12 protein-coding genes, 1 tRNA gene and 1 pseudogene are annotated in these 19,191 nt (G+C 60.1%); 8 read left to right on the top strand and 6 right to left on the bottom strand.

Annotated elements, in window-relative coordinates; translation table 11 throughout:
* Positions 1–7: 7 nt before the first annotated feature.
* Together HQL56_00090 and HQL56_00095 are read right to left on the bottom strand one after the other, a co-directional pair.
* Entirely contained in the window at positions 8–1,030 is a 1,023-nt protein-coding gene (locus tag HQL56_00090) for a GGDEF domain-containing protein (protein MBF0307914.1), read from the bottom strand.
* Positions 1,031–1,567: 537 nt separating this feature from the next.
* Complete coding sequence (locus HQL56_00095; protein MBF0307915.1) at positions 1,568–2,368, bottom strand: flagellin FliC; 801 nt, start codon at positions 2,366–2,368, stop codon at positions 1,568–1,570.
* 157 nt (positions 2,369–2,525) lie between these two features.
* Between HQL56_00095 and HQL56_00100 the strand changes: the two genes are divergently transcribed.
* Entirely contained in the window at positions 2,526–3,479 is a 954-nt protein-coding gene (locus HQL56_00100; GenBank protein MBF0307916.1) for a GGDEF domain-containing protein, read from the top strand.
* A 3-nt stretch (positions 3,480–3,482) separates the two neighbouring features.
* On the opposite strand, the gene amrB is transcribed toward HQL56_00100, so the two are convergent.
* Positions 3,483–5,006: an AmmeMemoRadiSam system protein B gene (amrB, locus tag HQL56_00105; GenBank protein MBF0307917.1), complete on the bottom strand. Its 1,524-nt coding sequence runs from the start codon at positions 5,004–5,006 to the stop codon at positions 3,483–3,485.
* Positions 5,007–5,169: 163 nt separating this feature from the next.
* Here amrB and HQL56_00110 point away from each other — a divergent pair, with 163 nt between their 5' ends.
* Genes HQL56_00110 through HQL56_00125 form a run of 4 tightly spaced genes read left to right on the top strand, consistent with a single transcriptional unit; the run spans position 5,170 to position 12,136 of the window.
* Positions 5,170–6,273 carry a hypothetical protein gene (locus tag HQL56_00110; GenBank protein ID MBF0307918.1) on the top strand — a complete coding sequence of 368 codons (1,104 nt, stop codon included), beginning with the start codon at positions 5,170–5,172 and terminating at the stop codon, positions 6,271–6,273.
* Positions 6,274–6,294: 21 nt separating this feature from the next.
* Positions 6,295–10,032 (top strand): SLBB domain-containing protein, encoded by a 3,738-nt coding sequence (locus HQL56_00115; GenBank protein MBF0307919.1) that lies wholly within the window; start codon positions 6,295–6,297, stop codon positions 10,030–10,032.
* A 41-nt stretch (positions 10,033–10,073) separates the two neighbouring features.
* The gene (locus tag HQL56_00120) at positions 10,074–10,931 is read left to right on the top strand and encodes a co-chaperone YbbN (GenBank protein ID MBF0307920.1); all 858 of its coding nucleotides are present in this window, start codon (positions 10,074–10,076) and stop codon (positions 10,929–10,931) included.
* A gap of 11 nt (positions 10,932–10,942) precedes the next feature.
* Positions 10,943–12,136, top strand: coding sequence for a hypothetical protein (locus HQL56_00125; protein MBF0307921.1), 1,194 nt, complete (start codon positions 10,943–10,945; stop codon positions 12,134–12,136).
* 280 nt (positions 12,137–12,416) lie between these two features.
* Here the strand turns inward: HQL56_00125 and HQL56_00130 are convergent.
* The 3 genes and pseudogenes from HQL56_00130 to HQL56_00140 form a co-directional block, all read right to left on the bottom strand.
* Positions 12,417–12,744: pseudogene (locus tag HQL56_00130) on the bottom strand (site-specific DNA-methyltransferase).
* Entirely contained in the window at positions 12,741–13,337 is a 597-nt protein-coding gene (locus HQL56_00135) for a hypothetical protein (protein MBF0307922.1), read from the bottom strand. Before HQL56_00135 ends, HQL56_00130 begins: the two are co-directional and overlap by 4 nt.
* A gap of 90 nt (positions 13,338–13,427) precedes the next feature.
* Positions 13,428–14,255 carry a glutamate racemase gene (locus HQL56_00140; GenBank protein MBF0307923.1) on the bottom strand — a complete coding sequence of 276 codons (828 nt, stop codon included), beginning with the start codon at positions 14,253–14,255 and terminating at the stop codon, positions 13,428–13,430.
* A 148-nt stretch (positions 14,256–14,403) separates the two neighbouring features.
* Here HQL56_00140 and HQL56_00145 point away from each other — a divergent pair.
* The 3 genes from HQL56_00145 to HQL56_00155 all read left to right on the top strand — a co-directional run bounded on the left by HQL56_00145 (position 14,404) and on the right by HQL56_00155 (position 19,140).
* Positions 14,404–14,488: transfer RNA gene (locus HQL56_00145), tRNA-Leu, on the top strand.
* Positions 14,489–14,577: 89 nt separating this feature from the next.
* Entirely contained in the window at positions 14,578–18,156 is a 3,579-nt protein-coding gene (dnaE, locus tag HQL56_00150; GenBank protein MBF0307924.1) for a DNA polymerase III subunit alpha, read from the top strand.
* Positions 18,157–18,162: 6 nt separating this feature from the next.
* Positions 18,163–19,140, top strand: a complete 978-nt coding sequence (locus HQL56_00155) for an acetyl-CoA carboxylase carboxyltransferase subunit alpha (GenBank protein MBF0307925.1) — start codon at positions 18,163–18,165, stop codon at positions 19,138–19,140.
* The last annotated feature ends 51 nt before the right edge of the window (positions 19,141–19,191 follow it).

Here is a 19,191-nt window from a genome sequence, read left to right on the forward strand (position 1 = left end):
GGGGGAATCAGTCGGCTACCCGTGACCGTCCCGCCGCCTTGGCGCGATAGAGGGCCGCATCGACCTCTTCGTTCCACTCGGCCAGGGAGAGGCCTTTGCGATAGGCGGACAGGCCGATGCTCACCCCGAGCGGAGGTGAATCGGGAGCCTGAATGCCCAGTTCGACCACGGCGCGACAGAGGCGTTGGGTGAGATGCCTGGCCGACTCCTTCTCCGTATTGGGCAGTATCAGAGAAAATTCGTCTCCCCCCACCCGAGCCAGCAAATCCGAGTCCCGAATGCCGCGTGACAGGGTTGAGGCCACCTTCATCAGGGTGGCATCCCCTTCGGCGTGGCCGAGCTTGTCGTTGATGGCCTTGAAATGGTCCAGGTCGAGTCCCGCCAGAACCAAGGGGTGGCCGTAACGTTGCGCGTTGTTGATCTCCTGGGCCAATCGTTCCTCGAAGACCCGGCGGTTGACCAGTCCGGTCAGGGAATCGCGCCGCGCCTGGTCGTAGAGGTCTTCATAGGCCAGGGCGCGTTCGATCGGACCCCGCAGCTCCGCCATGATCTCCTCCATCATGGAGATCCCTTTTCCCGCTCCTTTCAGCGGATTGGAAAAGAACATCACCAGAACATCCGCGTGGGTTTCGCAGTCCAGGTTCAGACAGAGATAGTGGACCTTCTCCTCCGGCAGATAGCCTTCCGCATAGGGAGGTTTGGGCTGGTGAATCAGGTTGCGGGCGGCATCGCTCAACTGCTGGCGACGGGGGCCGTGGCTGGAACAGGTGACGTGAATGCGCCGTCGCAGGTAGTGGTTGTAGGCTACCAGTTCGTGTTCCAGATAACTGGCCAGCCAGATGGAAAAGGCTTCCACCATGGAGGCGAGGTCCAGTTTTTCCGCCAGACGGCTGTGCAATTCGTAGATGCGTGCCAAGCGTTCGTTTTTGATGCGGTAGGATTCCAGCTCCTCCAAGAGGTTGACCGGCATGGCCAGCCCGCGTCGGCTGCTTTCTCTCCATCTATTCTCATGGCACACGAGAATACTCATGCAATCTCCTTGCTGCCCCGTTCCGAGTCGAATCTCCCCGCCGAGTCGTATGAACCTCGATCGGCAGTGCCATCCTTGGGGGGGATTCCTGATTAGGGCTTATTGCGTCCCTGTAACCAACCTGTTCCGGGATCGATCCCGTCTGGGGAAGGACTATTGCCAAGTTCGTGCCAAGCTGGATAGCGGCGGACAAAGGCGGGGAATTGTCGGGTCAACTGACTGATATTTGAAGAACATTACGGCAATTGTCAAATTTGGTCAGTTCGGGAGGATTGTAAAATAGCCGGAGCGGCAGGCCAGTCACGAAATTGGCGAAGGCGGGGGCTGATTTGATCAACTGATTGAAAATAAAGCGATGTGTCTGTTTCGGACGGGTGCGAGCTTCGGAACGGGCTGTTTCAAACCCGTTCCGAGGCCGGCAAGGATGATCCGGCAGCGAGGCGGCAAAAGATTCCGCTTGGCCGGAGGGGAGGGCACTTGCCGGGTTTGGGCTCCCGGCAAGGTGCAAACGGTGCGGAAGCGAAAGGTCAGCACGCCCTAAAGCAGGCTGAGTACCTGCTGGGAGAGCAGATTGGCCTGGGAGAGCATGGCCACATGGGCCTGCTGACGGATGGCCAGGCTGACCTTGCGGGCGGTTTCGGAGGCCATGTCGGCATCCATGATCCCGGAGCGGGCCTCCTGGGTGGAGAGTCCCTGGTGAGCAAGGGAGTTGATCGACGACCCCAGTTCGGCTTCCAGCGCGCCGAAACGGGACTGGCTGGCAGAAACCCGGGCCATGTTGTCGTCCAGAATTCCCAGGGCGCTCTCGGCGCCACTCCGGGTGGAAAGGTCGACGGCGGAGAGGTTCGAGGCCAGATCGTCCAGGGCGAATGGGGTTTGATTGCCGGCATTCGGCCCGGTCTGCAGGGTGAGGCTGTCGTTGGAGGAGAGGAGGTCGATTTCGTTGAAACGGGTTTCGGCGAGGGCCGTGCCAATTTGGGTTTGCAGTTGCCGGGCCTCCTCGGCCAGAGCGGCACGGTCCGTATCGTTGAGTCCGCCGCTGGAGGCCTGCACGGCCAACTCCCGCAGGCGCTCCATATTGCCTTGAACCTCCTGAAGGCTTCCCATGGCCACCTGGGCCAGGGAGACGCCGTCATTGGCGTTGAGGGTGGCCTGATTGATGGCGCGAACCTGGCTGGTCAAGGTGGTGGCCACCGCCAGGAGGGCCGCCTGATCCTTGCCCTGGGAAACGGACTGCCCCGAAGCGAGCTTGCGAAAGGCTTCAGTCAGGTTGCCTTGTACCTGCCGGGATTGACCCAGAAGGCTTTGGATGCCCTTGTCCTGGATGGAGATGGCCATATCCTGTATTCCTTGCTACCATGAACGTTGACGGATCCGAAAAAGAAATGCCCCTTTCGACAATCTTATCGGATGGAAATCGTGTTATCTTTAACATAATTTCGCGTAGGGGGCGAAATATTTTCCGCCCAAAACCCGCACCCATCCGGGGAGAGCCATGATTCAAGCCCTTCTTAAGAAGTATCCTCTTGAAAATATGCATCTTTTCCTGGGAATGTCCCAGGAGTCGGTGGGCCATTTCCTGGAACATGGGCAAGTGCGTCATTTGGCGGAAGGGGAGGTTCTCCTGAGGCCCGGTATGACCAACGCCCATCTGTTCATCGTTTTGGCCGGAAGGTTGCGAGTGCATCTGGAAGAGCCGGAGGGCGATCCCATCGCCTTTCTGGAGAGCGGCGAGTGCGCCGGAGAACTCTCCCTGATCGAGGCCCGTCAGGTATCCGCCTGGGTGCTGGCCGACCGGGAGGTGACCCTGCTGGCTCTGCCTCACGAGACGGTGTGGGCGTTGGTCAATAATTTCCATGCCATCGCCCGCAACCTGTTGTTGATCCTTTCCCGACGCATTCGCCTGATCAACAAGACGCTGGTGGCGGAAAATCAGCGGCTGGCCGCCAGTGAGTACAATGCGCGGGTCGACGCCCTGACCGGCCTTTTCAACCGGCGCTGGCTGGACGAGGCCCTGGATCGGCTGCTGAAAAGGCAGAGACGAAATGGTTCCGCCCTGGGGGTGGTGTTGATCGACGCGGACCATTTCAAACGCTTCAACGATACCTACGGGCACCTTTCGGGAGATTGTGCCCTGAGAACCATGGCGCGCACCATTCGAGACCATCTGCGTCCGGGCGACCACGCAGCCCGCTACGGAGGGGAGGAGATGGTGGTCCTTCTGCCCGACTCCAGCCGGGAAGAGGTGGAACGGGTCGGGGAGAGGTTGCGTCAGGCGGTGGAGGAGGCGGCCATCCACGGGGAAGATGGTCAGCCCTTGCCGGGAATCACCATCTCCTGCGGCATGGCGATTCCGGAAGGGGATCTCACCTCCCTTGAATTGCTGGCGCTGGCCGATTCCGCCCTCTATCGCGCCAAAGCAGCCGGGCGCAACCGGGTCTCCTGGTAGGTTTCAGTTCTCCTGCTCCAGGAAAGGGGCGCTGTATTTCCGGGTGGTGAAGACCTCGAACGTGGCTCCCGAGCGCCAGGCGTCCGCAGCCAATCCGGCCTTCCGGGAGAGTTGGGCGAGGGTCTCCTCCCGGCTCCAGCCCTGTTCCGTGGCCACTTCCGGCAGGAACACCGCCCGGCGGCCCTCTTTGGTGAGCAGGATGCCCTGTTTTCCGACGACGAAGGCTTCCGGTCCCGGGATGGGGCGCAACGGGCTCAGGACGCTGACTTCCACCTCCAGTTGAGGCAGCTCCTCGGGCTGCACCGGGCGAAAGCGGGGATCGCGCAGCGCGGCGTTGAGAGCGTTGTCGGCCACGGCGTCCCACAGAGGCATCACCGGCAGGATGGAGCCGATGCAGCCCCGCAGATCGTGATGTTTCTTGAGGGTGACGAAGGCGCCGGAAAGACGTCGCAAATGGTCCGGAACCTCGAACCCCCGAGCGATTTCCCGAACGTTGGCGGGGGTTGAACCGGAAGTGACCACCTGTTGCAGAACGCGCCGCGCCAAACGATGCAGCAGGCGCATGTCGGCTTCCCCAAGGGTATCGGTGTCGTGATCGGGCTGTGTTGACAAGGGGGCCTCCCGGGTGACGGCAATGGCCAGGTAGCTGACCGATAAGGTGTTGTCGCGGGTCATGCGTCCGGAGGTGTCGTACTCCAGCAGGGTGACCCGGCACTCCGCGTCGAGGAGATTCAGGAGTATCCCTGCCGGGGCGGCGGCGCAACTGGTGTTTCCGGTTTTTTCGAGGTGGTCTAGGAATCCCTTGGTATCGTGACGTTGCAGGAAGCCGAAGGTGGTCATGTCCATTTCGCGGAGCCGTTCCGGCAATTGTTCGTTCGCCGGCCAGGGCTGATAGCCGTAGGCGGCGCCGTAGTGGGTGAAATCTCCGGAGATGACCAGCAGGGTCTCCTGGTCCAGCAGGGGGCGGAGGGCGTCGGCAGCCCGAGCCGCCGTATCGGGCGTGGTGCGTCCCACGATCACCGGCACCAGTTGCCAGGAATCGGGCAGAGCCACCTGCAAAAGGGGCAATTCAATCTCGATGGCGTGTTCAGTATCGTGGGCTTGAGGGGCGTTGGCAAAAAGGGGTTGCCGGCGCAGGGTATCGAGGGCGGTCAGATCGAGGGGAATCTCTCCCAGGGGGGTGGCGAAATGGGTCGCCTCCGGGAGGGAGAGGCCGGAAAACCCCACACGATGCGACGGAGACAGAATGACCACCCGGCGGGGGGGATGATCGCGGAGCAGGGCGAAGCCTCCTGCGGCCACGCCGCCGCTGTACGCCAGCCCCGCGTGGGGCACCACCAGGGCGCGCAACGGCTGGGGGCCGATCTCCGGATGGGAGGTTTTCTCTTCCAGGAGGCCGCTCACCAGATTGCGCAACGACTCGGCGGAGGCGGGATACCAGCTTCCGGCCAATACCGGTTTGCGGACCTTGCGCGCCGTGGCGGGATCCATGTTCACGGCGGTCTCTTTCCAGGAGATCCAGACCATTTCATCGCTCCTTTCGGCAGCAGGCGAGGGGGGCTCCGGTGAAAAGAATGGGACTATCCTCTGTGGAAAGCAACGATTGCCTGGCCGATAACCTTCTTAAGGTTGCGCTGGAGGGCACGGCTTTATACAATCGCCTATTTTTACCCGTCCAGAATAGCGGCACATGGCAGAAAAAGGCATCATAATCGCATGGCTCACCCTTCTTCCTGCCGTCGTCCTGGGCGGGGGGTTGGCCCATGGTGCGCCGCTGGATGAATTTTTGACGGCCCAGCACGGCTATCCTCCCTGGCATGGGGAGTGGGAAGTCGGTATGGATGTCATGAACGGCAAGCTCGATCTGCTGAATCTGCGCAAAAAGGACCAGGATTTTTCCGGAACCACCGTCGGCGACTATACCGGTTGGCATGCTTTGGGCGGAATAGCCGTAACCCGGCGGCTCTGGGTCGACGGCGGCGTTTGGGACCGTTCCATCATGACTCCCCTGGATACGGCGGAGAGCGTGGGTTGGCAGGTTGGCGCCCAGTACCAGTTCACCGTCAATGTCGACAATCTGCCGGCGCTGGCTTTGCGCTGGACCCGTTGGGGCAACAGCGGCCAGGAGGTGGAGAAGAAGTCCGCCACCACCCTTCGCGGCATCACCGCCGATAAGATCGCCATCAAGGGGCCGGGTGATCGCCAGACCCAGATCGACCTTCTGGCCACCTGGATGCGAGGCGAAAACGACAGCTTCTCGTTGTTTTATGGACAGGGCTGGAGCAAGGTCAACTACGACAAGCTGCTGGTCACCTTGCGGGGGGAGTGTGTCTACGACGTGGATTCTCCCAACCCCCAACAGTTCAAGGGGTTCCTGGTCAGTGGCGACCCCGATTTTTGCGAGGTGTTGAGTTTCGATCTTCACGATGAGGGGGGGGCTTTTCCGGGGAAGGGCATGGGAGCGGCTTACGATGCCCGTTATGTCCACTTCGGCGGCATGTACCAGTGGTTGGACGACAAATGGCGCACCCGTCTGGGCATGCGCTTTCAAAAACATGATCGGGATGTCGAGGATTCGGTGCATCGCTTTGGTCGCACGACTTACGACAATAACCTGACTATTGTCGGCGACGTGGGATACAAGATTTTTAAGGAGAGCGGTTTGGTTTTTAGGATAGAATTGATGAAGAATCAATTCGTGGGGGACATTCCGTTCACCTACAATACCTTTTCATCCAACCGCTTCAATCGGAAATACGGCTTTCTGACCATTGCCTGGGTCAGTGGTTTCTGACGGTGACAAGGGGATGACGCCATGCGGCGCTTGAGGGCAGTATGGGCTTGCAATCGATGCTTTCCGAAGGCACGGGATCTTCCGATCCTGTCGGGGTTGTTGTTTCGGACGGCTCTGGCGCTTCTACCGTTGTTTCTGGTCTTCTCCGGGCAATCGTTCGCGGCCTCCTCTTTCTCGGACCAGTTGGGATCCAACAACCTGCTCAACCGGCTGGATCGCATCAACCGGTTGATGAACGACAAAGAGGATGATGATTCCTCTCCTGCCGACACGGAGATTCCCGGCAATGGCCAACAGCCGGCCCTGGGAGGAGCGGACCCGAAACAGCCCAAGCAGCAGCCGGTGCAACGCAACGACGAAAAGCTGAATAAGGTCCATCCGGCCCGGCCGCGTCCCCAACCGAAAAAAGCGGCGGCTCCCGTCAAGCGGGAGGATAACAAGAGCGGTCGGAGCGGCGCGGAAACCGAAAAGAAAAATCGCCAGGAAAAGGAAGAGGCCCTGCTGAAGGATGCCCGGGAAAATGAACTGACGCAATTCGGTTACGACTTCTTCGCCAACCAGCCGTCGACCTTCTCCCAATCCCGCAGCATGCCGATCCCCAACGACTATGTGATCGGTCCGGACGATGTGTTGCAGGTCAATGTCACCGGCAAGGAGATCAAGAATTACAATCTTCGGGTCAACCGGGACGGCATCATCAATCTGACCGGAATCGGGCCCGTTTCCGTGGGGGGCTTGCCCTTCAAGGAGGTGCGCACCATCCTGGAAAACCTGGTCGAAACCCGTTTCATCGGCATGAAACTGGCGCATCTGTCCATCAGTGCCCTGCGCTCCATTCAAGTCTTTCTGACGGGCGAAACGCAACAACCGGGTGCGTTTACGGTCAGCGCGCTGTCCACGGTGACCAATGCGCTGTCGGCCAGCGGGGGGGTCAAGCCCCGGGGCTCGCTGCGCAAGATCGAGTTGCGTCGTGAAGGGCAGGTCATCGCCACCCTCGACCTGTACAATCTCCTACTGAAGGGCGACAAGAGCGGCGATTTGCGTTTGCAGGGCGGGGACGTCCTCTTCATTCCCCGGCGCGGGGCCACGGTTGGTCTGGCCGGAGAGGTGCGCAGTCCGGGCATCTACGAACTCAACGGGGAAAAGACCGTCGGCGACGTGGTCAAACTGGCGGGAGGGTTGCTGCCCACGGCCTATGCCAACGACTTCGAACTGGAACGGATCCAGCCCGGCAAGGGACGGGTGATGGTGCCCACCCCCTCGGGGATGGATCCTTTCATGGCCTTGAAGGTGATGGACGGCGATACGGTGCGCTTCCATCCCGTGCAGGACAAGACCCTGGAGACCGTGGCCCTGATCGGCCATGCGGAGCAGGAAGGCATTCATCAGTGGAAACCGGGTATGCGCCTGGTCGATCTGCTGCCGAGCCGGGAGCTGTTGCAGCCGGATGCCGACCTGGATTATGTCCTGATCATGCGCTTCAACAAGGCGACCATGCGTTCCGAAGTCATGGCGACCCGTCTCGGATTGGCCTGGGCCAATCGCAACTCGTCCCACAATCCCGCCTTGCAGCCCCAGGACGAGATTCTGGTCTTCGGCCTGCACGAAGATCGGGCCGCGACGCTGGTGCCCTACTTGAACCGCCTGCGCCGCCAGACCGGGTCCGCCGAGCTGGAACCGGTGATTTCGGTGCGGGGTCATGTGCGTTTTCCGGGGGACTATCCCTTCGTGCCGGGGATGCGTCTCTCCGATCTGGTTCATGCCACCGCAAACATCCGCTCCGGCACCGATCTCGATTATGCCCTTTTGACCCGTGTGGTGGACAAGGACGGGCGCATCGCTCCGGTTTCGGTTCGGCTTCGGGATGTGCTGGGCGGCGAAGGTTCTCCGGCGGATCTGCCGTTGCAGGGGGAGGACCAGTTGTTGATCTTCCCCAGCAGCCAGTTTTTCGAGGAGCAGCGTAATCTGGAGGAGCGGGACGGGGTCTTCTCCCGCAAGCTGGAACTTCCGGGACAGGGCGGCTTCCGGGAGGCTTTTCCGGGTGAAAGCCTGGAGGTGAAACAGAAGGCCGCCTCCCAGGCCGGATACGGTTTCAATGCCAACCTGCAACAGTTCCACTATTCGGGACAGCCAGCCGACAACAAGGTGCCGACGGCTCCTGGCGCCCCCACCCTGTTCGGCAACAACAGCAGCTCCCGAAAACCGGGCACCAGTGTAACCAGGCTGGGTCCCAACCCGACATTGCCCGATCTGTTGGCGGCCTCCTCGTTGTCGAAGAGCCAGGAGGAGGGGACCGCCGCGCGTCGCCAGGCGGCTTCTATGCCCGGACTTTTCCCTCAGGCGGGAAAAACGGATGGCAAAGATGGGGATTTGGAGGGGAAAGAAAAGGAGAAAGGCGGGGAAGAGGGACTGGTCGATTTCGAAACCTATTTTCGCAACGAACGCTTCCGCAAATTCCGTCATGCCGTGGGGGATTTGCCGGCTTTGATGACCGGCAGCGTCTCCGAAACGAAGCTCGACAAGTTCGAATTTCTCAATGTGCCGCCCAACTCCAAGGAGTTGACGGACCACTACCGGCAATGGTCCCGGTATACCCGGGAAGGGCTGTTGGCCCCGGTGATCGAGAAGCTGACCTCCCAGGCCACCATCTTCGAGCCGTCCCGCATCGTTCAGGTGGCCGGCATGGTGCGGTTTCCCGGCAAGTATCCCCTGGAAGAGGGCATGCGCATCAGCGATCTGGTTCGCGCCGGCGGGCAGATGTCCGAACCGGCCTATGGTCTGGAAGGGGAGGTGTCGCGCTACTCCGTCAACCCGCAAGGGGAACGGGAGATCGTGCATCACAAGATCAATCTGGCGCGCATCCTGACGGGAGATGTCGGGGCGGACATGGCGTTGCAGCCTTTCGATACCCTGAGTGTCAAGGTGACCCCCGAGTGGAGCGAGGTACGCATGGTCTCCATTCAGGGTGAAGTGCGTTTTCCGGGGGTCTATCCGGTGCGCAAGGGGGAGACTCTGATCAATCTGATGGAGCGTGCCGGGGGGTTGACCTCCTACGCCTATCCGGCCGGAGCCATCTTCCTCCGGGAGAACCTGAAAGAGCGGGAGCGTCAGGAGATGGCGGCCCTGGCGGATCGGGTTGAAATGAGCATCGTCAAGGCCGCTTCAACTGTCAGCGGCGAGAATCAGGGTCGTATCGATCCCAACATGGTCATTGGATTGGCCAAAAAGCTTCGGGAGACCGAACCGCATGGCCGCTTGGCCATCGATCTGCCGGAGATCCTTTCCGGCAAGCAGCCGGGGGGACAGGCCACCCTGGTCAGTACCTTGCTGGGCAAGGGGGGGGAGCAGGATGTGCCTCAGGTGACCCTGCGTGACGGCGACCGGTTGCTGATTCCGCAACGCAGTGACGAGGTGACGGTTTTCGGGGAGGTCTATTATCCCACCTCCCACCAGTTCATACCGGGGCGCAATGCCGAAGAGTATGTCGACATGAGCGGCGGGTTCACCTCCATGGCCGACAAGAAGAACGTCTACGTGGTCAAAGCCAACGGGCGGGTGATCCCTCGCCATACCCAGAACACCTTCGGCGTCAACTGGTTCCAGTTGGGTTCCCAGGACGTGGGGCCGGGGGATGCGGTGGTGGTTCCGCTCTATCTGGAGCCGACCTGGACCATGGTGGGCATGATGAAGGAAGTGACGGGCATTCTCTACAATATCAGCGTGACCTTGGCGGCCATCCATGCGGTGGGGGCTATTTGAGTCCGGGCAGGCGTTCTTTCCAGAGGGGTTGAGAGGCGGACATGAGTTCTTCTCCGTGGATCATCGAAGCGAATACACAGAACTTTCGCAGCCAGGTGGTGGAGCGTTCCCGCACCACGCCGGTACTGGTGGATTTTTGGGCTCCCTGGTGCAATCCCTGCCGCACATTGGGGCCCATTCTGGAGAAGCTGGCCCGTGAGGGTGAGGGGCGCTTTGTGCTGGCCAAGGTCAACTCCGACCAGAACCCCGATCTGGGGCGCTATTTCCAGGTCAAGAGCATTCCGGCGGTGAAGTTGATCATCAACGGGCAGGTGGTGGATGAGTTCACCGGGGCGTTGCCGGAGTCGGGGATCCGCAAGTTTCTCGACAAGGCCATTCCCAGCCCGGAGGATCGGCTGGCCGAGCAGGGTATGATGTTGGAGGAAAGCGGGGATTTGAACCGGGCTGCCGGTTGTTATCAGGCGGTATTGGAGCGCAATGCCGCCCATGCCCCGAGTCTGTTGGGCATGGCCCGCATCTACCTTGCGGCAGGGGAGAAGGAGCAGGCCAAGGCGTTTCTGGAAAAACTGCCCGCCAAGGAGGCCGAGTCCCCGGAGGCCAAGTCGCTGAAGGCGCAGATTGAATTCGATGCCTCCGATCTGGACACCTCGGCGTTGGAGGCGCGTATCGCCGCCGACCCTGGTGATCTTCAGGCCCGTCTGGACCTGGGACGGGCTCTGGTCGGGGATGAACAGTTCGCTGCGGGCATGGATCAGTTTCTGGCGGTGGTGCGGGCGGATCGCTCCTTCCAGGAGGATGCGGGTCGCAAGGCGATGCTGCAGGTATTCGATCTTCTCGGTCCGAAACATCCCTTGGTGGTGCAGTATCGCTCAAAGCTCTCCTCGATTCTCTTTTCGTGAGGGCGTCGGACATGGAGACCGGGCCGAGGGTACTGGTGACGCCGCGCAAGAAGATGCCGTTGACCATTCCCCAGGGCATGACTCCGGTGGAGTTTTACAACAGCGCCGCCAATCTGAAGAATCTGGCCCGGGAGAATGGTCTGTTGCGTACTCCCGAGGACTTTCTGCTCTATCGCAAGCTGTTGGGCCACAGCATCGAGTTTGACACCTCCATCATTCTGGATACCTCGCAGCGCATCTTGAATCCCCTGGGCAGACCGGTGCGGCGGGATCAACTGACCCATCAGGAGAAGCGGGTTTGGAGCCGCATGACCCAGTTGATTCTGGAAGACATGTTGATGCGTTATCCGGATCCGGGCCAGCATGTCATCTTGTGCGGCGAGGCGAGTCTGGATGCCACCTGGCCTTTGTCGAAGCCGGGGGTTCCCAGTATTCGCATGATTCACAACCACTTCATCTGTTTTCCGGTCACGGATCTGGCAGCGGCCCGGATGGCGCGGGTGGATGATCCCAATCTGACGGACAGCGGGCATCACAGCCTTTTCCTGTCGCGGTTGAGCGCGGTTTACGTGCGTTTTCTGGAGGCCTTGGATCTCAAGCAGTTGCGCCCGGTGGTGACGCGGGAGGCGCGGTTGTCCTTGACGGGGTATCCCAAGGGATTGCCGAGTTGGGAGGTGGTGGACGGTGTTGCGGCGTTGGGCAGACCGGCTTTCTGGGCGGAATATGACCGGGTGTTGATGGGTTTCCTGGATTTTTACCGCACCTTTTTCAGCCAGGTTTCCTCACGGGGCGCGGAGGCGGTCGCAGAGTTGCACTTTCCGGATCATGTGGAAAATATTTTATTGTTTTCCAATGACTTTCATAAGGGGGTGCTGGAGGTTCGCAACCGTATCCTGGCGGACCCGCAGTTTGCCAACGAGGTGCGTTGGCAGCCGGCGTACAAGCAGATTTTGTATCGGGATGACCGGGGGCGGTTGATTGTGACCATCAGTCAGAACTCGGTGGGCAATGCCATTACGGAGTTGTTGGGCATTGTGGTGGAGCGGAAAGAGGATGAAGCGGCTTATCGGGCGGCGGAACCGGGCCTGATCGGCAGGCTGCTGGAGGTGCGGCGCAAGTTGATGGAGGCGGATTTGGGCAGCCCGATTTCGGCCCCGAACTGGCCGGAAGACACTTTTGTGCCGGATCCTGTATCTGTTCAATAAAATCCTTTTATTAATAAAAAGGGTTGGGGGAGTTTGAGGGGGAGCTCTGCTGCCCCCTCAAGGTTTTTCTTTTCGTATCTGTTCAGGTATACGGGGTTTTGGGGGGATTATCCCCACCCCAACGGGTCCAGGGGGCACCCCTGGGACTTTTCCTTGCGCTGTTGACTCCGTCATGTCGCGCTGCACAGGGCCCTGAATAGTTATTTCTTTTCTATCATCTAATAATATATCAAAAGAAAGCATAATCAATCCGTTCCAGGAAATGAATATCGCTGAAACAAACCCTCAAAATCATCTCCAGTCTGTCGCGCATCAACGACAACCACAAAGAATGCTCCGCACCGTCATCATAATGCTCAAACGCCGATCCGGTATTATAGGGCGGATCGATGAACACACACTTCACCTTGCCGGCGAACTCCTGCTCCAAGGCCTTCAAGGCCAGCAGGGTGTTCCCGAAGATCAGCCGGTTATCGTAAAGGTCCCCTGCGGTCCCCGGTGGCGGGCATGGTGGGATTTCGTCGCATCTTCCAGCAGAATGCGCGGCTCCGTCGAGGGCGGTACTCCTTGCCGATCCAGGTGAGTTCGAGTTTTGGCTTGTTGTTCATTGAGAGGAGTCTTTCGTTTGCGGTATGGCATTACGGGATTTATTGACTTTATTAACAACTTGAGACAAAAAACCGACTCGCCATGAATATGCTTCTGCAAGACCTTGTTCACTAATGGTTAATATATGAGGATTGATCGCTGCCTCGAAGTTTTCTAGCCACCAGTGGTCAATTTTGTGAATAAGGCTCAAGATGGCTTCTATGTGGCCGATCTCGATCATGGGGGTATGGTCATTAATAAGAATTCGTGTTATCCTATGGGCAATCTCGTTGCGATATTTGCGAAGCTCCTGGATTAAGTCTGTTTCTTCATCTGATAGTACTTCCCATTCTTTCCATTGCGCTAATTGCATTTCGAATTGTTTCGTCCCAGAGAACAAATGTGTGTATTTTTCTTGAACTTTGAACTCAATCTGTCCTGATTCAGAAGATATATCAGAAAAGAAGGTTTCCAAATGCTCGCGTATTGCTGTCTGCAACATTTCCCACGCCAGAAGATAAAGTCCCGCGAGTTGAATTTGTTGCTCCAGACAACCGTCATCATCTAGAAGAAAGCGGCGCAGTTTATTAAGAGGTTCTTCCGAATCAGACATTATCGAGTCCATTGTATAGCAAGTTTATTTGGCGTGGCCAATTATACCCTATTTATGAATATCTAACCTGTATAAATTGTTATTACCAGGCTAAAGATCCACCGTCAACACTTCCCCCAAAGCCATCCCACCCAGAAAGCGTTGCGCCACTTCGCGGAAGCGTTCCGCCGTATCGGTGACCATCAGTTGCAACCCCCCTTTGCGCCGGGCGGGGGCGGGGAAGAGGCGGCTGCCCAGGATGGCGGAAAGCTCTTCCGCCACCGCCTGGGCGGAATCGACCAGATGCACTTTATCCCCCATGACCTCCTGGATCAGCGGTTTCAGCAGCGGATAATGGGTGCATCCCAGAATCAGGGTGTCGATCTTCTGCCCCTGTAACGGGGCCAGGGTGTCGGCCACGATCAGCCGGGTGGCGGCGTGGTCCAGCCAACCCTCCTCGACCAGGGGCACGAAAAGGGGGCATGGCAGGGAAATGGTGCGCAGTCGCTTGTCCAACTGGGAGAGGGTTGAGGCATAGGCTCCGCTGGCCACGGTGGAGCGGGTGGCGATCACCCCGATGCGTCCGGTTTGGCTGGCAGCCAGGGCCGCCTTGCAGCCCGGCTCGATCACCCCCACCACCGGGATGGGAATGGTCTCGACCAGAGCGGGCAAGCCCATGGCCGAGGCGGTGTTGCAAGCCACCACCAGAGCCTTGACCTCGCGGGCCAGAAGATAATCGGCCACCTGCAGGGTGTAACGCGCCACGGTGCGGGCCGATTTGGAACCGTAAGGCACCCGCGCCGTATCCCCCAGATAGAGATACTGTTCTCCGGGAAGCTGCCCCAGAAGGGCCCGAAGTACCGTCAATCCGCCGATTCCCGAGTCGAAAATGCCGATGGGATGGGGATCCTCACGCCCTGAAATGGTGTTTCCTTCCATGGACCGACCGCTCCTTACCTTTATAACACGGTGTTACGGCCAGGGTACGCCAGGAGCGGAACCCATGCAACCGCATGCATCGCACCGATTACGGAACAAAAAACGTTGCATCCTGCCACCGGCTTTTGATACCTTCCCCCCTGCCAGTGCGGATGTGGTGGAACTGGTAGACACGCTGTCTTGAGGGGGCAGTGGCGAGAGTCATGCCGGTTCAAATCCGGCCATCCGCACCAATTTACGTTTGCAGGTATTGCATGCAAAGGCCTTTCCGCCCACAATGGCGCAAAGGCCTTTTTGCTGTCTATCCCCTTGCGGAGCCGGAATGGCCCACGCCCGCTTTGTTCACCTCCATGTGCATACCTGCTATTCGCTGCTCAAGTCCACCGTTCGCATCGAATCCCTGATCGAACGGGCCAAGAGCTGGCGCATGCCGGCCTTGGCCATTGCGGATCAGGGCAATCTCTTCGCCGCCATCGCCTTCTATACCCAGTGCCTCAAGTCGGGGATAAAACCCTTGATGGGGGCGCAGATCCTGGTGGTGCCCGACCGCCTGGAAAAACGCTCCCGGCACGACCGGGAGGTGCGGGATCAACTGGTACTGTTGTGCCGCAATCAGACTGGTTGGCGCAACCTGCTGGCCATACTCTCCATCGGCTACAACGAAGGCATGCACGGGGCTCCACGGGTCGATGCCAAGGTGCTGGACGCCCACAGCGAGGGACTGATCGTGCTGTCGGGGGGGCTGAAGGGGGAGGTGGCCCGACATCTGCTGGCCGGTCACGCCGACGAGGCTCGCGAGGCGGCCATGCGCTGGGCCACCTGCTTTGCCGGCCGCGACAACCAGCCCAACTTCTACATGGAAATTCAGCGTCACGGCCTGCCCGGCGAAGAGGGGGTCAACGCCCGACTGGTGGCCTTGGCCCAGGAACTCGATCTGCCCCTGGTGGCCACGGGCGATGTCCACTTCCTGAGACGCGAGGAGCAGAAAGCCCAGGAGGTTCTGGCCTGCATCGGCCTGGGTTTGACCCTCAACCACGAGGAGCGTCCCCGTCTCGACGAAAGCCACGCCCTGCTGTCCCCTCAGGAGATGGCGCAACGTTTCGCCGATCTGCCCGAAGCCCTGGAAAACACCCTGCACATCGCCCGACGCTGCAATCTTCAATTGCGTCTGGGCAAACCGATGCTGCCCCACTACCCCCGGGTGCCCGAGGGCTTGAAGCTGGAAGGCTATCTCTCCGATCTGGCCCGGCAAGGGCTGGAGAGGCGGCTGGCGGAGTACGTCTGCGTGCAGCTTCCCGAAGAGCTGACGGAAGAGACCGGTCGCGCCTATCGGGACCGGCTCAATTACGAACTTGGCGTCATCGTGCAGATGGGGTTTGCCGGTTACTTCCTCATTGTGTCTGACTTCATCCGGCACGCCAAGCACCAGGGGATTCCCGTGGGACCGGGACGCGGATCGGGCGCCGGTTCGCTGGTGGCCTACGCCCTGGATATCACCGATCTCGATCCCATCGAACACCAGCTTCTTTTCGAACGCTTTCTCAATCCCGAGCGGGTCTCCATGCCCGACTTCGACGTGGACTTCTGCCAGGACCGGCGCGGGGAGGTCATCGAATACGTCAAGGAGACCTACGGCGCCGATCGGGTGGCCCAGATCATCACCTTCGGCACGTTGATGGCGAGAGCGGTGCTGCGGGACGTGGGGCGGGTCATGGAGTTTCCCTACAGTCGGGTGGATCGCATCGCCAAACTGGTGCCGCCCACCCTGGGCATCACCTTGAAGGACGCCCTGGAGCAGGAGGACAAGCTGCGCCAGATGGTGGCGGAAGATCCCGATGTGGGTTCCCTGGTGGAGATGGCGCTCATTCTGGAGGGCTTGCCCCGTTCCGCAGGTACCCATGCCGCCGGTGTGGTCATTTCCGATGGTCCCCTGACCGACACGGTGCCCCTCTATCGCGATCCCCGCTCCGACATGCCCGTCACCCAGTTCAACATGGGGGATGCGGAGAAGGCGGGGCTGGTCAAATTCGACTTCCTGGGGCTGAAGACCCTGACGGTCATCGACCAGACCCTCAAGATGGTCAACGCCACCCGAGCCGCGGATGAGGCGGTGGATGTGGCGCTGTTGCCCATGGATGACCGGCCCACCTTCAAACTGCTCTGCGATGGCCATACCCGGGGTGTTTTCCAGCTGGAATCGTCGGGCATGCGGGAGTTGCTGCGCCGGCTGGCCCCGGACACCTTCGCCGACATCGTGGCTCTGGTGGCTCTCTACCGGCCCGGACCCCTCGGGTCGGGCATGGTGGACGATTTCATCAACGGCAAACACGGTCGTGTGGAGGTGCGCTATTTTCTGCCGGAGCTGGAGCCCATTCTCAAGGAGACCTACGGGGTAATCCTCTACCAGGAGCAGGTGATGCAGATTGCCCGCGTGCTGGCGGGTTATACCCTGGGGGGGGCCGATCTGTTGCGCCGGGCCATGGGCAAGAAGAAGCTCTCGGAGATGGCGGCCCAGCGGCAGAGCTTCCTGGAAGGGGCGCGCAACCACCGGGTGCCGGTGGAGATGGCCACCCACATCTTCGAGCTGATGGAGAAGTTCGCCGGTTACGGCTTCAATAAATCCCACTCCGCCGCCTATGCCCTGATCTCCTATCAAACCGCCTGGTTGAAGGCCCATTATCCCCGGGAATTCCTGGCCGCGACCCTGACCTGCGACATGGAAAACACCGACAAGGTGATCACCTTCGTGCGGGAGTGTCAGAGTCGGGGCATTCCCGTCCTTTCGCCGGACTGCAACCGTTCCGGCAAGGGTTTTACCGTGGAGGAGAAGGGCATACGTTTCGGACTGGCGGCCATCAAGAATGTGGGCGAAGGAGCGGTGGACGCCCTGCTTGCCGCCCGTTCCCAGGGGGGGGCTTTCAAGGATCTGGGAGATCTTTGCCGCCGTAGCGACGCCTCCCGGCTCAACCGGCGGGTTATGGAGAACCTGATCAAGTCCGGGGCCTGCGACGCCCTGGGCCCCCATCGCGCCGCTCTGCTGGAAGAGTTGCCCGCGGCCATGGGGGAGGGGGTGCGCCGTCAGGAGGCCAAGGCCATGGGCCTGCGCAGCCTTTTCGGCGAAGAGGGTGAGGAGACCGTTGCCGAAACGGGCCCGAATCGTCGCAAGGTTCCGCCCTGGACCGACGCTGTGCAACTGGAAGCGGAAAAAGAGGCGTTGGGCTTTTACATTACCGGCCATCCCCTGCGAAAATATGCCGAGGAGTTTGCCAGCTACGGCCTGGAAAGCACCGGTTCCCTGCGGGAGAGGCTCCTGCCCGGCGAGGCTCAGGCCGAAGGGGCGGCCCTGGCCACGACGCTTCAGACCGGCATCGCCGGCCTGGTCATCGAACGCAAGCTGCACAAGACCCGCAAGGGGGATCGCATGGCCTTCATCACCGTGGAGGACATGGACGGGCAGATCGAGGTGGTGATTTTTCCGGAGGTCTTCGAGGCCTGCCGGGGGTTGCTGGAAAGCGATGCGGTGGTGGTGGTGGAAGGGGTGGCCGAAGCCGGGGAAGATGCGGTCAAGATGGTGGCGGAGCGGGTGCAGCCGCTGCAAACCTTTCGCAAGGATCGGGCGCGTTGTCTGATTCTCTCCCTGAACGAAGAGGAGGTGCAGGCAGTGCGTCTGGAGCGCCTGCGCATGGCCTGGCAACCCTTTCAGGGGGGGGCCTGCCAGATTTTTCTGAAAGTCCGCTTCGAGGTGGCCCACGGCTGGTACAAACTGGGCGAGGCGTGCCGGGTTCAGCCCGAAGAGGCGTTGCTGACTGCTTTGATCGATGAACTGGGTTCCGGGCGCGCCCTGTTTCGTGGTAGTTTGCCTGCGGATTTGGAAGCCGAATATTCTCTCAGAAACGGGTAAATTGTTATGTCTCGCACTTTTCTAGACTTCGAACGCCCCATTGGCGAGCTTATGGCCAAGGTGGACGAGTTGCGCGCCCTCTCTTCCAACAACTCCGAGATACAGATTACCGAAGAGTTGTCCAGTCTGGAAAAGGAGGTTGCCAATCTGACGGAGCGGATCTTCACTAAACTGACGCCCTGGGAGAAGACCCAGCTCTCCCGGCATCCGGACCGGCCCTATACCAGCGATTATCTGGACTTGATCTTTGCCGACTTCATCGAGTTGCACGGGGATCGCAACTTCGCCGATGACAAGGCCATCATCGGTGGTTTGGCCGTCCTGGACGGGCAGGAGGTCATGGTCATCGGTCAGGAGAAGGGGCGGGGCACCAAGGAGAAGGTCTATCGCAACTTCGGCATGCCCCGGCCCGAAGGCTATCACAAGGCGTTGCGCCTGATGCGCATGGCGGAGAAATTCGGCATGCCCATCATCACCTTCATCGACACTCCCGGAGCCTATCCCGGCAAAGAGGCGGAGGAGAGGGGGCAGGCGGCGGCTATTGCCGAAAACCTCAAAGCCATGATCGACCTGAAGGTTCCGGTGATTTCGGTGGTGATCGGGGAGGGCGGCTCGGGTGGAGCCCTCGCCATCGGGGTGGGCAACCGGGTGTTGATGATGCAGTATGCCATCTATTCGGTGATCTCCCCGGAAGGATGCGCTTCCATACTGTGGAAGGACGCCGCCAAGGCGGAGTTGGCGGCGGAAGCCATGCGGCTGACCGCCGAGGAGATTCTGGAGCTGAAGGTGATCGACGGAATTGTGCCGGAACCGGTGGGTGGGGCGCATCGGGATCCGGTGAAAGCGGCGCATCTGCTGGGCCTCCATTTGAACCGCGCCCTGCGGGAGCTGCTCTACATGTCACCGGAGACTTTGGTGCGGCAGCGTTTCGAAAAATATTTTTCCATGGGCTTGATGTTGGGCGGGGGGATGGGGATCGACTGAGGATGGCTTGAAAATTGCTAAGATTTCTTGGTGTTTGAGGGAGTTGCAAAA

The organism is Magnetococcales bacterium, from assembly GCA_015231925.1.
Classification (GTDB): domain Bacteria; phylum Pseudomonadota; class Magnetococcia; order Magnetococcales; family JADGAQ01; genus JADGAQ01.

Coding starts and splice junctions, on each gene's coding strand:
- HQL56_00100 (MBF0307916.1), top strand. CDS start 2,526: ATGATTCAAGCCCTTCTTAAGAAGTATCCTCTTGAAAATATGCATCTT.
- HQL56_00125 (MBF0307921.1), top strand. CDS start 10,943: ATGGAGACCGGGCCGAGGGTACTGGTGACGCCGCGCAAGAAGATGCCG.
- HQL56_00120 (MBF0307920.1), top strand. CDS start 10,074: ATGAGTTCTTCTCCGTGGATCATCGAAGCGAATACACAGAACTTTCGC.
- HQL56_00090 (MBF0307914.1), bottom strand. CDS start 1,030: ATGAGTATTCTCGTGTGCCATGAGAATAGATGGAGAGAAAGCAGCCGA.
- HQL56_00155 (MBF0307925.1), top strand. CDS start 18,163: ATGTCTCGCACTTTTCTAGACTTCGAACGCCCCATTGGCGAGCTTATG.
- HQL56_00135 (MBF0307922.1), bottom strand. CDS start 13,337: ATGTCTGATTCGGAAGAACCTCTTAATAAACTGCGCCGCTTTCTTCTA.
- HQL56_00115 (MBF0307919.1), top strand. CDS start 6,295: ATGCGGCGCTTGAGGGCAGTATGGGCTTGCAATCGATGCTTTCCGAAG.
- amrB (MBF0307917.1), bottom strand. CDS start 5,006: ATGGTCTGGATCTCCTGGAAAGAGACCGCCGTGAACATGGATCCCGCC.
- HQL56_00095 (MBF0307915.1), bottom strand. CDS start 2,368: ATGGCCATCTCCATCCAGGACAAGGGCATCCAAAGCCTTCTGGGTCAA.
- HQL56_00110 (MBF0307918.1), top strand. CDS start 5,170: ATGGCAGAAAAAGGCATCATAATCGCATGGCTCACCCTTCTTCCTGCC.
- dnaE (MBF0307924.1), top strand. CDS start 14,578: ATGGCCCACGCCCGCTTTGTTCACCTCCATGTGCATACCTGCTATTCG.
- HQL56_00140 (MBF0307923.1), bottom strand. CDS start 14,255: ATGGAAGGAAACACCATTTCAGGGCGTGAGGATCCCCATCCCATCGGC.